Source organism: Paraferrimonas sp. SM1919 (assembly GCF_010993985.1).
GTDB lineage: Bacteria > Pseudomonadota > Gammaproteobacteria > Enterobacterales > Shewanellaceae > SM1919.
Genome location: NZ_WINH01000002.1, coordinates 13,790 through 29,558 on the forward strand (window position 1 = coordinate 13,790; position 15,769 = coordinate 29,558).

Annotated in this window: 10 protein-coding genes; 7 read left to right on the forward strand and 3 right to left on the reverse strand. The window is 40.8% G+C overall.

From position 1 onward, the window contains the following. Positions 1-218 precede the first annotated feature (218 nt). Entirely contained in the window at positions 219-1,850 is a 1,632-nt protein-coding gene (bcsG, locus tag GFB48_RS01210; protein WP_163930359.1) for a cellulose biosynthesis protein BcsG, read from the reverse strand. A gap of 151 nt (positions 1,851-2,001) precedes the next feature. After that, positions 2,002-3,408 (reverse strand): BcsE family c-di-GMP-binding protein, encoded by a 1,407-nt coding sequence (locus GFB48_RS01215; RefSeq protein ID WP_163930361.1) that lies wholly within the window; start codon positions 3,406-3,408, stop codon positions 2,002-2,004. Between the two features lie 284 nt (positions 3,409-3,692). Between GFB48_RS01215 and GFB48_RS01220 the strand changes: the two genes are divergently transcribed. The 6 genes from GFB48_RS01220 (at position 3,693) to GFB48_RS01245 (ending at position 14,061) form a co-directional block, all read left to right on the forward strand. Next, positions 3,693-4,424, forward strand: a complete 732-nt coding sequence (locus GFB48_RS01220) for a cellulose synthase operon protein YhjQ/BcsQ (protein ID WP_163930363.1) — start codon at positions 3,693-3,695, stop codon at positions 4,422-4,424. Further along, positions 4,421-6,964, forward strand: coding sequence for a UDP-forming cellulose synthase catalytic subunit (bcsA, locus tag GFB48_RS01225; protein WP_163930365.1), 2,544 nt, complete (start codon positions 4,421-4,423; stop codon positions 6,962-6,964). The genes GFB48_RS01220 and bcsA overlap by 4 nt, the downstream gene beginning before the upstream one ends. A gap of 8 nt (positions 6,965-6,972) precedes the next feature. After that, positions 6,973-9,129 carry a cellulose biosynthesis cyclic di-GMP-binding regulatory protein BcsB gene (locus GFB48_RS01230; RefSeq protein WP_163930367.1) on the forward strand — a complete coding sequence of 719 codons (2,157 nt, stop codon included), beginning with the start codon at positions 6,973-6,975 and terminating at the stop codon, positions 9,127-9,129. A gap of 67 nt (positions 9,130-9,196) precedes the next feature. Continuing rightward, on the forward strand, positions 9,197-12,769 hold the full coding sequence (locus tag GFB48_RS01235; RefSeq protein ID WP_163930368.1) for a cellulose synthase subunit BcsC-related outer membrane protein: 3,573 nt from the start codon (positions 9,197-9,199) through the stop codon (positions 12,767-12,769). A gap of 143 nt (positions 12,770-12,912) precedes the next feature. After that, complete coding sequence (locus GFB48_RS01240) at positions 12,913-13,458, forward strand: NADPH-dependent FMN reductase (RefSeq protein WP_163930370.1); 546 nt, start codon at positions 12,913-12,915, stop codon at positions 13,456-13,458. Positions 13,459-13,533: 75 nt separating this feature from the next. Beyond that, the gene (locus GFB48_RS01245; protein WP_163930372.1) at positions 13,534-14,061 is read left to right on the forward strand and encodes a VF530 family DNA-binding protein; all 528 of its coding nucleotides are present in this window, start codon (positions 13,534-13,536) and stop codon (positions 14,059-14,061) included. Between the two features lie 17 nt (positions 14,062-14,078). Here the strand turns inward: GFB48_RS01245 and GFB48_RS01250 are convergent, their stop codons facing one another. Then, the gene (locus GFB48_RS01250) at positions 14,079-14,537 is read right to left on the reverse strand and encodes an Lrp/AsnC family transcriptional regulator (RefSeq protein WP_163930374.1); all 459 of its coding nucleotides are present in this window, start codon (positions 14,535-14,537) and stop codon (positions 14,079-14,081) included. Positions 14,538-14,708: 171 nt separating this feature from the next. On the opposite strand from GFB48_RS01250, the gene cysK reads away from it, so the two are divergent. Then, entirely contained in the window at positions 14,709-15,686 is a 978-nt protein-coding gene (gene cysK, locus GFB48_RS01255) for a cysteine synthase A (protein WP_163930376.1), read from the forward strand. The last annotated feature ends 83 nt before the right edge of the window (positions 15,687-15,769 follow it).

Below are 15,769 nucleotides of genomic sequence, written 5' to 3' on the forward strand. Positions count from 1 at the left end.
GCTGTTTTATGGGGGGTGAAAAATAACAAAAAAGCAGTTTTGTTGGCGGTTCTGTTGAGTAGCGATCATCAATACAAATTGTTTTATGATTTTTTATAATCAACTATCTAGTTGAGCTCATTACAGATGAATAATCTTAAATCGTGGCAAATTAAAAGCCTTGAAAGATAGGCAGTAATTGAATTTAAGCCCATCGGATACTTTACAGGGGTTAACAGCTACTTATTGTTTTCAGGGTACATTTGCCAGGATTGATTATCAAAGCTGTAATATTGCCGACCATTTAGTTGTACTATTGTGGTTGATTGAGTTTGTGATACATGAGGTGTGGTCGGGGTATTAGCGGTTAAGAGTTCTAAGGTTGTTGGCCTATTGTGATACAGTTCAGAGCTGATCACGTTAGCAATGATTTGACTGATTGCTAAATAGCTGGTGCTTTGGGTTAGTGTTATTTGTGAGCGTGACGCTAATTGAAAATCACCAAAAAATTTTATACCAACAGGAACATGGGTGATCCCTTTGGTAGGAACCTCTCGCACACCGGAAAGTTGAAATTTGTTTGCTTGAATAGCGGAGCCATGTTCTGGCACAAAAATCACCATGACATTTCGATTACTTTTTTCAAGATTGATAAAAAATTGTTCGAGATTGTCCAGTAACCGAGCTTGCTGTTGTCTATAGCTTAAGGCTCTATCATCGGTTTTGCTTTGCAATCGATTACCATCGTGAATACTAATGCTATTGTATAAGCTAACCTTCGGAGATTGAGGCTCCAACTTAAGCCATCTATCGAGTACGACTTGATCATCATACACAAGACTGCCATCAAATGAGTACTGAAAAGCTGGAAGGTCGGCAGTGGTAACACTCGTGCTTAAAGGGCCTATGTTGTTGGCAATATGTTTGTTAAAGCCATCAAACTCACCATTATGATTCATAAAAATTTCACTTTTAAACCCCAATAGCTCAAGTTGCTTAAATAAAGAGCATTGCTCGTACGCTTGTTGAAAAAGATCGTTGTGAGGTTGTTGGCCACAGTTTGCCCTTAATAGCCTAATAACGGCAGGGCCACTGTAACTGGTGGCGGAATTAAAATTCGAGAATAAAATGTCGAATTGTTTTAAAAGAGGGTGGGATAAATTGCCGCTATGAGCCAAATCTTCCCAAGAAATGGAGCAGATATTTAACAGTAAAATATCAAAATTAGGGGGTAAATTTGGTTTGTCCACTTGATTTAATGGTGAAGATAGCGTGGATTGTTCATAGAAAAACTGACTCAGATAATTATTGATTTGCTCGGAGGTAAAGTTGCTATTGGCCGGATATTGTTCAGCAACAACAGATGGCTGGGTATGAGAGGGAGTTGAGGTGGTTAATGGCTGAGTAGATGATGCAACGTTCTGCCAATGTAATCCAGTGCGACTGATGGAAACGATGGCCATGGCAGTAATAAGCAGTAACGATAACCTAAGTATTTGCCTCAAGTATAAGTAGCCACAAATAATAACGAAGACAATGAGCAAGTAATCCCAATTTAAGCTATCAAGCAATAATTGCATGATATAGCTGTCATCCATTTGCTTAACCTGTGCCCATTGATTGATCAGCGTTATTATGGGAGGGAAGTAAGAATCATAATAAAGCAATGCTATGGCTAAGGGTATTGCTATCGATTGTTTTAGTATGTTGAGCCAATAGTAATAGCTGGGGATAGCAACGAGGCACAATAATCCAAAATTATAAAGCGGGCTAAAATCAATTGCTTGAAGGTTAAAAAGTACCAGCTTAAAGGTGAAGTAGGTGGTCCACCAACCTATCGAAAATTTTGTAAGAGTAGGGTTTACTTTCATGTTTATAACTTAGTCGATTTTAATAGCTTTGGTCGATTATTTAGTTTTTTCAAAACGGCTTTAAGTATTCGCAACAGCATTGAACAGGCTATTCCTAAGAAAAATCCAATAATTAAAAAAATAGCAGCGGTACTCATAAAGTCATTAATGTTCATATGTCATCCCAGTTAACCTGTTGTGGACTCGATTTAGAAAATGGAGTGGTTTGCATCAGTGGTGGGCTGACATGATTGTCTTTGACATTTTGCTGCTGTTCAATAAAGGGGTGGATCTGCGCTGCTGTAGTATAAAAGTGCTGGCTATAAAACAGCGATGAAGCTTCTATTATGGAAACATTGGTTAATGCGGTGGGTATTTCTGAAACTCTTAATATGCTGAAAAATATTAGAATTTTCCCGTCATGTTGACAGGCTATGTCGCCTTTTCTTTGAAACTTTAGGTATGAACAGGCTTTTTGTATAGGAACGCTGGAAAAGGGCGTGAGTACAACTAAGGCAAATTCTATATGTGAATTTTGATAGGTCTCAAGGGCTTTGGCGACGGACGACTTAAACTTATCAAAGTCAATAAACCCCATTTGTTGTATAGGGCCTTGATAGAGTTTTAATAACTCATTTGCTTGGAGATAACTGGCCGGCATTGATAACAAGCGATTAAGTTGTATTTGGTCATTTAAGATGGCTTCACTGTAGTTATGCTTCAAAATACATTGAGCCCCAGCCGTGATAAGCATATGGAAATCACTATAGCGAATACAAGGAGTAAGCTCTTTGACTAGAATTTTTAGGCTTTCACCGAACTTGTTTTTAAGCTTTACAATAGATTGAGCTAGAGTTGCGATTTTATCGAAGCGTTGACATGGTAAGACGATGACACAGTTTTGACTTTGATCGAGCTCATCTACGGGGATCTGCAAACCTTGAAATGTTTGATAACCATGACCTTCAATGAAATCGGCAGAAGCCACATAGTCACTGATGAATACCGGACAGACTTGGATGGATTGTTGCGTTTGAACGTGATTATCAAGCAAGAATAGTTTGTTGCGTAATTGAGCTAAATGCGCTTTATAAGTGATGACTTTACTGAATAATCTGCCCTCTACATATCTAATTGTCGTTATCAGGTAATATGATTGCGTAAGATAAGCTTCTATTTTCTCTAGGTTAATGGGGGTAATAGGACCAATTAACACTAGGCTGATGCTGTTAAAATGCTGCAAGATCTCAATGCAAGCTAAGTTTAATTGCTCAATAGCTAGCTTCTGTGAATCAATAATTAAATAGCTATGCTGCGTTTGTGATAATGGGATCCTTTTAATGTCTGCAATGAATTCTGTAAGCTCAAGATCGTCATTAGGAACAAGTATTTCTTTAAACCATTTGTTTAAGGTATCAGCTGCGTGGTCACCGAGTTGTGCCGCTGACCTTAAAGAGCGGCTACTTAAGTGGCAGATTAACCTATCAAATTGAACTTTTGCTAACGGAATCGTAAGTTGCTTGTCAATTAAATGAGTCAGTACCTGCCAATTGTCAAAATGAATTACTTGATGTGTCATTGTATGAAAAGAATACCAGCTATGTGTCAGTCCACTTTATTTAGAATAGTCTATTATTTGAGGATGATATGGTAATAATGATACCTCACCGACTATGCGAGATAACTCAGAAGAGATAAGCCAATTACTGCGAGGCTTTGGCGATGTAGAGTTACAATATAAGGACTTAGTAAAACAAACTGAAATAAAAGACCTTGCACAAAGGTGGCGGTTTATTGCCCAAGTAAAACACTCTAGATCGGATTTTGGGCCGATAATTTATGTGAAAACGAGCTTTAGCTATTATGGCAATCCTATCCGTTAGTGGTGTTCAATCAGGTGTTGGTGGTAATACTATTGCTGCGAATTTGGCTGCCACTTTTTGTGAACTTGGTCATAAAACCATTGTGGTCGATGCTAGCTTAAAAAATTTAGTGGGCCATTGGTTTGGTTTGCGCCATGATCAGCAAGGATGGAGCGAGAAAATGGATCTGCAGTCAGCATGGCAGCAAGTCATTTTCAAGGATAATCAAGGCACTTTTTATATCCCCTACGGCAACAAAGCCCAATCCCAAGACGCTATCAAAAATGCATTAACTTTGATGCTTAGTGAGCTCAAATTAAAGTTTGATATTATCATTGTGAATTTAGATTGTGAGCTTGCAAGGGCGCAGCAGCTGGATTTTGATCTTCATTTAAAAGTTCTGATGCCAACTCCAGCATCGGTGCTGCTATTAAATCAATTTTTGATTCGCGAAAACTACCCCAATCAGTATTTATATGTGTTGAATCAATGTCGCCATGACATCGCACTCAACCGAGATATGACCTTGTTAATCCAGCAGATACTTGATAAAAAGTTATTAAACTCAGCAATATATTATGATATTGCATTGCAAGAAGCTTTTGCACAGATGCAAAACTTAGTGACTGGCGCGCCACTATCCCATGCCAAAATCGAATTTAGCCAATTAGCCCAAGAATGCTTACAGCACTGCCAACTGAGCCCAATAGTTAAGAGGGTTAAGGGCTTATGATCATTCGCCATTTCTTCAGTAACCGTTTAGTCATAGAATTCTGTGCAACTTTGGAATGGTCGGTATCAAGTTTGAAAAATCGCCATTGTATTGTCTTTATTGGCTACCTTGTCATGAAATTATTGCTATTAAAACAGTTTACCAAGGAAGACTGGCAGCGTTATTTTCCACAAATAGACTTTAGCGACTTTAAAGTTTCAGACAATATTAGAATAGTTATCCAAAGTTTATGGTTATTAATATTTAAACAAAATTTTAGTATTGAAAATTGGACACTACTAAAACATGTTGGCGCGTTTAAAAAACAAGTCACTTTGTTTTTTAATTGGCAAAGAGGGTTAATACAAAATATTTTCTCTTCTTCTGAAGTAGCTTTAGAGGCGTACTTGTCTGGCCAGCAGCAAAGCGATAATAAACCGTTCATTATTATCAGCATGATGTTAACTTTTCTAGCATGGATTTGTGTTGTCATTCCTTACTCAGTGATGGCTCAAGCGGCATTAATTATTATTGTGGTGCTGCTAGCGCTAAGCGTCAGACATTGCCAAGGACGCTTACCACGGTTGTTGTTAATCGTGTTATCGGTAGCGGTTAGCCTGCGATATATATGGTGGCGCAGTACTTCTTCTGTGTATTGGGAAAGGGATATTGATGCAACATTAGGTTTGGTGTTGTTGTTGGCTGAAGCCTTTACCTGGGTGGTGCTATTTTTAAGCTATTTTCAAAAGGTGTGGCCCCTGAACCGGGCACCAACGCCACTTCCCAGTGATCTGGATAAATGGCCATCTATAGATATATTTATTCCTACTTATGATGAACCAATCGGTATTGTAAGGCCAACAGTAATGGCGGCGGCGGCGTTAGATTGGCCAAAAGAAAAGTTAAATATTTATCTATTGGATGATGGTAAAAGAGATGATTTTGCCGCTTTCGCTGAGCAACTGCAAATCGGCTATATCAGAAGACCCACTAATGAACATGCAAAAGCCGGCAACCTCAATTATGCATTAGCGCAAACCGCTGGCGACTTGATTGCTATTTTTGATTGTGACCATATTCCTACTCGAGCTTTTTTACAAATTACCGTTGGCGCCTTTTTGGTGGATCCCAAATTAGCCTTGGTACAAACGCCCCATCACTTTTTTTCGGCCGATCCTTTTGAACGAAATTTAGAATTATTTAGAGAGAAGCCAAATGAGGGCCAGTTATTTCATGGATTAATTCAAGATGGCAACGACCTTTGGAATGCTACTTTTTTTTGTGGTTCTTGTGCGGTTTTAAGGCGTCAGCCTTTGCAAGAAATAGGAGGGATCGCAACCGAAACCGTAACAGAAGATGCCCATACAGCCTTGAAATTGCACCGTCTTGGCTATCGAAGTCGGTACTTAAGATTACCTTTAGCCGCGGGTTTAGCAACCGATAGTTTTTCTGCTCATATTGGCCAAAGGATCCGTTGGGCTAGGGGCATGGCGCAGATTTTTCGGATTGATAATCCGATATTGAAAAAAGGCCTGAGTTGGCAGCAAAGGCTTTGTTACTTGAATGCCATGTTGTATTTTTTTAGTGGCATTCCAAGGATCATATTCATGCTTGCACCGTTAGTGCATCTTTATTTTGAAGTGTATTTAATTTGGGCGCCAGCGCTGATGGTGCTGCTTTATGTCCTGCCCCATTTATGGATGGCATATATCACTAACTCAGCGATTCAAGGCACTTTCAGACGGTCTTTTTGGGGGGAAATTTATGAAACCGCACTGGCATGGTATATCGCAGTACCGACAACCATAGCCTTATTTTTCCCCCACAAAGGGAAATTTAATGTCACTCCTAAAGGTGGGGTAAATGACCAATCTCAGTTCGATTGGAAAATAAGCATGCCAGCGTTGTTGCTACTTTTTTTGAATCTGGCAGGGTTGATTTTGGGGCTGAAGCTGATGCTATTTGAGCAATCAACTACAATAGGAGTTAACCTAATTAATATTTTGTGGACTTGCTATAACATTTTGTTATTGGGCGTAGTACTGGCGGTTGCCGCAGAAAAAAAACAGCAGCGACATGCCCATAGAGTAAAAGTGAAAATGAGTGCGTCAGTACTGACTAAAGAGGAGCGGCATTACCCAGCCACTCTGGAAGAGTTTTCTTTTACTGGTATGCGCTTAAAGTTAGACCCCAGAATTAGGTTGGAATTGGGGGATCAGATCCGAGTGGCGTTAGAGCGATATGGGGTGATCGAATCATTTGCGGCGGAAATTAGATTTTGTAAGAACGGCACCCTTGGTCTAAAACTAATGCCAATGACGATTGAGAAAGAGAAAAAATTTGTGCAATCAACTTTTGCCCGTTCCGATATTTGGCCTGAGTGGAATCTAGATTTCAAACAAGAAAAGATTTTGCAAAGCTTTCATGGAGTAGTATTAGAGAGTATTAAAGGGTTCAAAAGAACCATGCAACACAGTCCTGCAACAATAAGGGCTGGATTAAAGCTGCTGGCAAAGTTGGCGCATCAGATAGGGTCATTCGGGCCCAAGTGGGTGGTGTAAGTAGGTTTATGAGACGCTTCGGTATTGTTATATTTTTTTATTCTTTAGTGATTGGCGTTGTTCAAGCACAAGTTAACGCAACTTTACCAGCACAAAAGGTCAGTTTCGAGTTTTCACAAATGGCTGCGGCGGACTCGTTACTACTTAGAGGAAATAGCAGCGCTATCTTAGTGGGGTTTGGATCCAGATTAGATCAGGTGGTGTTGCAAGGTGAACTCAATTTGAGTTTTATCCCCTCTCCAAGTTTAAAATATTCTACTACCCATTTAAGGGTTTACCTCAATGATGAGTTAATGGGGGTGATTAACCCGGATGCCTCATTAATCGGCCAAGCTCAATCGTTTAAAATCAATTTAGATGGCAGTTATTTCAAAAATTATAATCAGTTAAAGTTCGAATTGGTCGGTCGACTAGGAGAGGCGTGTAGCGTTGCAACTGATCCCGCTATGTGGTGGCAAATCAGCCCTCGCAGCTCTTTAGAGCTTACCGTTCAACCCTTGACTGTAGCGAATGAATTAAGCCTACTACCAGCGCCATTTTTTGATGAAAGAGACTTTCAAAGCAGTGAGATAGCGATGGTTTTTGCGGAAAACTTTAGCTTGCCAAATCTTCATTCGAGCGCGGTAGTCGCCTCCTATTTTGCAAGCTTTGCTGATTGGCGTAAGTTGACATACAAAGTGTACAGGCAGCAATTACCTGATAGTCACGCCATCATTTTAGCGACTAATAGCCAGCGTCCAGACATCCCCATAAGTTGGCCAGATGTAACCTTGCCGACAGTAAAAATGATTTCTCATCCATTTGCACCGAGTCGTAAAATACTTTTGGTATTAGGTAAAGATGAGGCTCAGCTACAGCAAGCGGCTAAGGCTTTAATTGTCGCAAAGCGATTAATGACTGGGGATGTTGCATTAATTAATTCTTTGCAAGAGTTGCCCCCTAGGCAAGCTTATGATGCTCCTAATTGGATGCCAACCAACAAAGAAGTCTTACTCTCTGAGATGATTCAAGGAGACTACCAATTAAAGGCGAAAGGGGTATTTTTACCCGCTATTGAGTTAGATTTTGATTTACCACCGGATTTGCTGGTGTCGACAGGTGATGAAATCACTGTAGATCTGCATTACCGCCATTCACTCATCACTGAAAAAAACAATTCGAGGTTGAATGTCTTTGTTAATGATAAGTTTGTTGATAGCACCATATTAGAAACAGAACAGACAGTGGCTAGGAAGTTCTTTGAATTACCATTAGTCACCGAGCAACAAGCCATCAGCCAAAGCTTAATCAACACCTCTAGGTTAAGGGTCAATAATCGTTTGAAGTTTGACTTTAATATCGCCTCTACTTCAACGGGTGTTTGCACAGGGGCCGATGCTTTGGATCTGCATGCGGCTATCGATCCTATTTCCAGTTTGAAGTTTCCTGATTTACCTCACTATATTGAAATGCCAAATTTAAAGGTATTTGTAGAGTCAGGATTCCCTTATAGCAAAATGGCTGACTTGTCTGAAACGGCGTTAGTGATCAATCCACAACCCACCAACAAAGAGATCGAGCTATTACTTAATACCATTGCCTTGTTATCTAAGAAGACTGGCTTAGCAACTTATCGATTTACGCTTGTGAATGATTGGCAAAATGTTTTATTACAAGATAAAGATGTGATTGCTCTAGGAATTGGGGCAGCATCAGTATACAAACAAGCTTTGTCCATAAGTCATATTGATGAACAAGGCTTTTTCACTGATCAGGTCCACAAACTGCAAGCACCTCTTAATGAATCGTTACCCATAACGGCATCACAGCTCACCCAGGGATTATTTGCCGCTATTAGTAGTGTTGAATCAACCCGTAGCCCAATGAGAACAGTGGTGCTGTTATCGGCAATCGACAATGATTCGATCGAGTTGCTCAATCAAGCTTTGAATGAGCGTTCGATGACTGTAGATGGCGCAGCTGTTGCGATCACACCCTATCAAGTGACTTCCTTTTTAAGTCCCGATTCTTATTATTTGGGGCAATTATCTTGGTTTAAATTAGTTAAATACCATTTTAATGAACAGCCTATGTTCTTTTTATTAATAACTTTTTTATTAATTTTGAGTGTAACGATATTACTTTGGCTAATCTTATCTAAAGTCGCTCAGAAAAGATTGAGTTAGGGGTTGGGCGTGCAAAAAAACGATTAGCGATGTAAACATTCTTCCTTAGATTAACAGTGGGTGGCTTTTGAAAAATTACATACTCAGAGTAATTCTGTTGCTAAGTATTATTTCATTAAGTAGTGAGTTGTTAAGTGAGCCTTTAGTAGCAAAATATTATCTTGATGCTCCAGAGCCTTTAGCAAAAAGGCTTGTATTAGGAGAGTTAAATCAAGATCCCACATTGGTAGCTTCCGCAGTTGAGCGTTGGTTAGCCATTAGCCCAAATGATCCAGCGGCGCTTTATGCACAATGGCGTTGGTTGGTGAGACAGCAGCAATCAGCGAAAGCTCAAAGGGTTAAAGCTAAATTATTAAAAATAGCCGATCCGCAGTTGCAGCAAAGTATGACAGCGTTTTCACAGGTGACTCCACCACAGAGTAACACCTACAGTCAGGCGCTATTATTTGAAAAAGGGGGAGACTTTCGCCAAGCGTTAACTTTGCTTGATGAAATATATGGGACATTTAGACCAGATATCATCACAGAATTAGCTTACCTGGAAATAAAGTCTCGACTCTCAGAGGCTGCTGGGGAAACGTTATCCTTATACCGTTATTGGGATAAAAAATTTCCTGGGGTTGCAGTCATAAGAGTTGGCTTGGCACGCCACTTAGCACGTTACAATGATCCTCAGGCAGCGATAGCGATTTATCGAGAAGTCATTCGAGACAAGAAAGTAGGTAATTTAGCGGCAAAATTATGGCTTTATGAACTGAAAAAGCAAACCATGAGTGAGCAATGGCTAGCAAGTTATCGCTTTATCGCTCAAGTCCATAGTGATGATCTTAATATTAAGCAGCAATTTGAAACAGCGAAAACAGCCTGGGAGCAAGAGGCTAAGTTAAGAGCTGATGCAGATTATATTAATAAATTAACAGCATTAGCCAACACAGAACAACAAATCTATTTAGCGCAAGATTTTAAGGCTTTATTAATTGCCGACAGCAAGTGGCCGCAGCAACCACAAATCTTAGTCGCGCTGGCTAGGCATAACTACCATAACCAGAATTATCCTCAAGCGATAAAAAACTTTAAAAAAGCTCAAGAACTCGATAATGACCCAGATATGACTAACTTTTATAAGAGTATGATCATATCAGTGAGTTATTGGCAGCAGTATGCAAAAGCTGAGCAAGCCATCGCGACTAATGATTATCAAGCGGCAATGCGAAGTATCAATAAAGCCATCAAGTTAGATGACACCATAGCTGCAGGTTATGCCCTAAAAGCACAAATAGAGGGGCTTAGAAAAAATTATACTCAAGCGAATATCTTGGCAAAAAAGGCCCTACAGCGAGATCCTTTGTCTGCTAGCGCTATTCGTTCTTGGCTCACTAGCGAGTACCGTGATCCTAATTTTAAAGGGCAATTACAGGGGATTTCAAAATTAAGCCCACAACAGCAAGCGTTGATCAGCGAGGATATCAAAGAGATTGAGCACAGGTTGGTTTATCAGCAATTGGAGTTAATGTCTGTCAGTGCAGGGGATGAAGTGGATGGGTTGCCAAGATTAAAAAAAGTAATATCAAGCAATTTGAATAACCCATGGCTGCGTAAAGATATCGCTGAGCAATTAGTTAGGCTTAAACAGACCAAGTTAGCTGACTTTATGCTTAAACAATCCCTTAAGCGTTACCAAGATGGTGACCATGCCCACTCCTATTTATTGTATTTGGCTAAATTGCAAAGGTGGAACGAAATTAGTATAGCCTTGGAGCAATATCAACATCTGTTCACTACCGTTGCGCAGTCAAGTAGTTATACTCGAATTAAACGAGATTATTATCGCCAAGATATAAAAAGACGGGGCTTAAATGATGCGCAGATAAAAATGTATATTGCTGATATTGCCCCGAGGGATCTGGGTTTGGCTATTATTTTATGGGCTGATAATGGCGCTATCGAACAGGCGAGAACTCACTTAGCGCAATTAAATTATGCTACTTTGAGTGCCACTCAATTGCAGTATCTATCTGAAACGGCTTATCAGGTTAATGACGCTGAGAGTCATAAAAAAATTGCTAAAACATTACAGAGTAAACAACGCTCGACAGACGTAGTGGGCTTACGTGAGGGCGTTTTTGCAGGAGATAAAGCCGTCCAGAATGAGCAGTTCTCATTAGCGATAAAGCGTTATCTAAAAGCTTATTCTGAAGGCTTACAATTAGGTAGCAACAGAATGAACTTCTTGCTTGGAAATGCAAGCGAGCAGCTATTGTCTTCAAGTTTAGAGAATATTGACACCCTTAGTAATGAGTCTTTGATTGCTAATTTAGAGATAGCCCTAAAAACCAATAATCAAACCTACATTCAAGTGTTTAACGAGCGTTTACGCACCCGGGAATTAACGGCCTATGATTACTGGCGCTTAAAAGAAGCGGCTCTTGAGCAATCATCTTTGAAAATGGCCCGAAGCTATGCAACTCAAGGGTTGCAATTGGAGGATCAGCAGAGACTTGGTTTACCACAACCGAGGGATATCAATAGCGTCTATCGCGATCAATCTGGGCAATGGTTGAGTAATGACTTAATCCGCACGATAGAACAGCTTGATCAGCCTCTACGCTCGCATTTTATGGTGGGGATTCAATATGATCAATATCCAAATGGCAGTCAATACCTGACTCTGCCGATGGAATTAGATGTCGCGATGCAATCTTTGCAGGGGCGCCTAAAACTGCGCACTGAAAGCGTTTATCTTGAGAGTAGACCATTGACTTATTATGACACCAGTATCGAATTTCAACGTCATCGGGTGGGTCAAAATTTATCAGTAGCTTGGCAAAGTAGACAATGGCAAATTGATATAGGCACGACACCTTTTGGATTTCGCTTTCATAATTGGGTAGGGGGCCTTGAAGGGCAAACAGAAATAGGCAATCTGTTATTAAGGGCCAATATTTCTAGGCGAGCAATAACGTCTAGTTATACTTCTTATTCAGGCATTAACGTTAATGATATTGTGCAACAAGTACCAGAATTTGGCGGGGTATTAAAAACAGGTGGTGCCGTTTCTGCATCATGGAATGATGGCCGTCCGTTTGGGTTTTGGAGCAATATTCAATATCACAAACTCAGTGGTACAAACGTCTATGACAATAATCGTAAAGCCGCCATGGCAGGCGCTTATTATAATTTCATTAATGATGGACAACATGCTTTATCAGTTGGTAGCTCATTGTTTTATATGGGGTACGATCGAAATTTAAATCGGCTGGTGGTGGGGCATGGTGATTATTATAGCCCCCGTTCTTATGTTTCAGTTGCGGTTCCAATTTCGTATTATCGACGTCACAATTACGATTGGACCTATGGCATACGAGCGACTCCTTCCTATGCCAGCGCAAGTTTTGATGCCCCTTATTTATTGGACCAAGCACAACCTGATAACAGCCAAGGCTTCAATGCACGGCTCCAGCTGTTCAGTGAATATAAAATTAGTAATCATTGGAGCGTAGTGGGTTACTTTTCGCGACAATTCTTATCAGATTACCAACCGAGCTTGTTTAATCTACAATTTAGATATCATTTTCAACCCTATCGTCTTAACGCTAGCCTGCAGCCTGAGCCTTTGGAGGTCTACGCCGATTACCCTTGATTATCCTGAGGTAACCACAGGCAGCCGAGTTAATTGTTGCGATTTTTGGAACAAAGATTCCTTTTTTTGTTGTCTAGTATAATATATTGGTACAAATATAATGTTCCCTAATTGAACTCACCCCAAAGTTGAAGGGATCATTTATGAAAATATTAGCCTTTGCTGCCACTAACTCGAAAAATTCCATTAACCAACAGTTAGCGCATTACGCCGCCAAGCAAGTTACCGGTGCGCAGATCGAACTGATTGATCTGAATGATTACGAGATGCCTATTTATTCCCAAGAGCGCGAAGCAGAGCTCGGTGGCGTGCACCCATTAGCCCAACAGTTTTACGATAAAATTGGCGGTGCCGATGCGGTGATTGTGTCCTTTGCGGAGCATAATGGCTCCTATACTGCGGCTTATAAAAACATTTTTGACTGGACTTCGCGCATTAATATGAAAGTGTACCAAGACAAGCCTGTGCTTATGCTGGCAACCAGCCCAGGCCCTGGTGGGGCTCAATCAGTATTAACCGGTGCGGTCAATTCTGCGGGTTATTTTGGTATCGATTTAAAGGGTAGCTTGTCTGTAGCGAGTTTTTACGATGTGTTTGATATGGAGGCCGGTGAGCTAAAAGATAGCGGCTTAGCCAGCCAGCTTACTGGTTTAACAGCACAGCTTGAACACACTGCAGCAGTTAACTAATTGTGATTAACCCCCTATAGCCAATAGCTTAAATGACCTATACTCATGGCAGATACCATGAGTAGGTCAAACACAATGAACCAAACCATTCTCGAGCAACAAAATAACCCTTTACACGGCTTAGGGCTAGAGGCACTGATCAAAGAAATATCCGACCATTATGGTTGGGAAATTTTGCATGCGGCACTGCGCATGAACTGCTTTAAAGAAAAACCTTCGGTGGCGTCTGCGGCTAAGTTTTTAAAAAAGACGGATTGGGCTCGTGAAAAAGTGGAAAACTTCTACTTATATCGTTTTAAGCGTATGCCAAGGCCGAGTGCTCAGCAGTTCCAATTAAAGCCGCGCGAACGTGGCTTTGCTGAGGGGCTAGAGCCAAAGGCGCCGATGAAATTAACCTTTGAAATTATTGAGCAGATGCAGCAAAAAGCCGCTGAAGATCATGAAAGACAATCCGAGCTAAGGCGACAGCAAAAGCCCCAGGGTGCAGCTAGGAATCATGGTGGCGGCTACCGTAACAATAGCAGCCGTAGTAGTGGTCATAGCCAACGTAAACCAGAGCCTAAACCAGGCGAAAAACATAACCCTTGGGGTAATCACTCTTAACGGCAAGTTGGCACTGTTTATACATATTCAACGGGTAGAGCGGTGGTGTACTTAATTTTTTCCATGGCAAAACTGGAACTGACATCGGTCAGCTTTACCTTTTGAATCATCTTCTTGTAAAAGGCGTCATAGGCCTTCATATCTGGCACAACAACTCTTAATAAATAGTCTTGTTCACCGCTTAAACGGTAAAACTCGACGACTTCATCAATGTCATCGGCGAACTTAGAAAAGTTATCTAACCAGCCCTGTTCATGGGAGCTGGTTTTCACCATCACAAATACCGTCAATCCTACGTTTAGTTTTTCGGCATCCGCTAATACCACACGATCTGTGATCACTCCTTGTTGTTCGAGCTTTTGAATTCTGCGCCAACAGGGGGTAGGGGAAAGGCCGACACTTTCTGCAATTTGGTTAATGGATAAAGTGCTGTCTGCCTGCAGTAGTTTTAATATTTGTTTATCAAATTTGTCCATGGATTACCAAGTGTTTATCTAGTAATTTACCCATTGGTAGAATTAGATTTTCTTTTTATGAGTAAATTGAAAAATTATTCTTAATGTGTACCGTATCGCGCATGAAATAGCAAAGTTTATCTCCTCGGAATGATTAATACTAAATACATCAATTTTTAGGGGAACACATTTATGGGCAAGGTAGCAAATCTCATTCAACCAGTAGCGGCAGATATCGGTCGCGGTGTGGTATACAACAATATTTTAGAAACCATAGGTAATACCCCGCTCGTTCGTTTAAGTAACTTTGCTCAAATTAATGAGTTAGGGGCTAATATTTTAGCCAAGATAGAATCCTTTAATCCAGCTGGCTCGATCAAGGATAGGCCAGCTCTGGCTATGATTGAAGATGCCATTCACAAAGGCCGAATCAATGCACAAACCGAAATTGTAGAAGCGACATCTGGTAATAATGGTGTGGCTTGTGCTTGGGTTTGCGCCATCAAGAAAATCCCTCTAACCATTGTTATGCCAGAACATATGTCGATTGAGCGTCGTAAACTGATTAAGCATTATGGTGCTAACCTAGTGCTTACCCCAAAAGCGCTCGGCACCAAAGGCGCCATTGATAAAGCTAAGGCAATGATCGAAGAAAACGAGCATGCCATTATGCTGGATCAGTTTGCTAACCCTGCAAACTTAGCCATGCATGCCAGCACTACTGCTGAAGAAATTTGGCGAGACACTCAGGGGAAGGTGGATGTGTTAGTCGCGGGTATTGGTACCGGCGGAACGCTATCTGGGATTGCCCAAACACTTAAAGATAAGAACCCAAACCTTAAAGTCATCGCCGTTGAGCCTGCTTCATGCCCAGTATTATCTGAAGGCCGTTCGGGGGTACATAAAATTCAAGGGTTAAGCTCGGGCCATGTGCCTGACATTCTGCGTCTTGATTTAATTGATGAGATTATTACCGTAGAAAATGAAGACGCCATTATGTACGCCCAAGACATTGCTATCAGCGAAGGTTTGCCGGTTGGTATTTCCTCTGGTGCGGCATTAAAGGCTTGTTGTGAGCTAGGTAAGCGCGCTGAGTTTACTGGTAAAAATGTAGTGACAATATTAGCGGATAACGCCGAGCGCTACATTAGTACTGAATTATTTAACTAGCATAGCTTCTGCAGTTTTAGCGTATTAAAAGGATTTAATTCGCATTTATTAAAAAGGCCAGCTTATTGAGTAAGCTGGCCTTT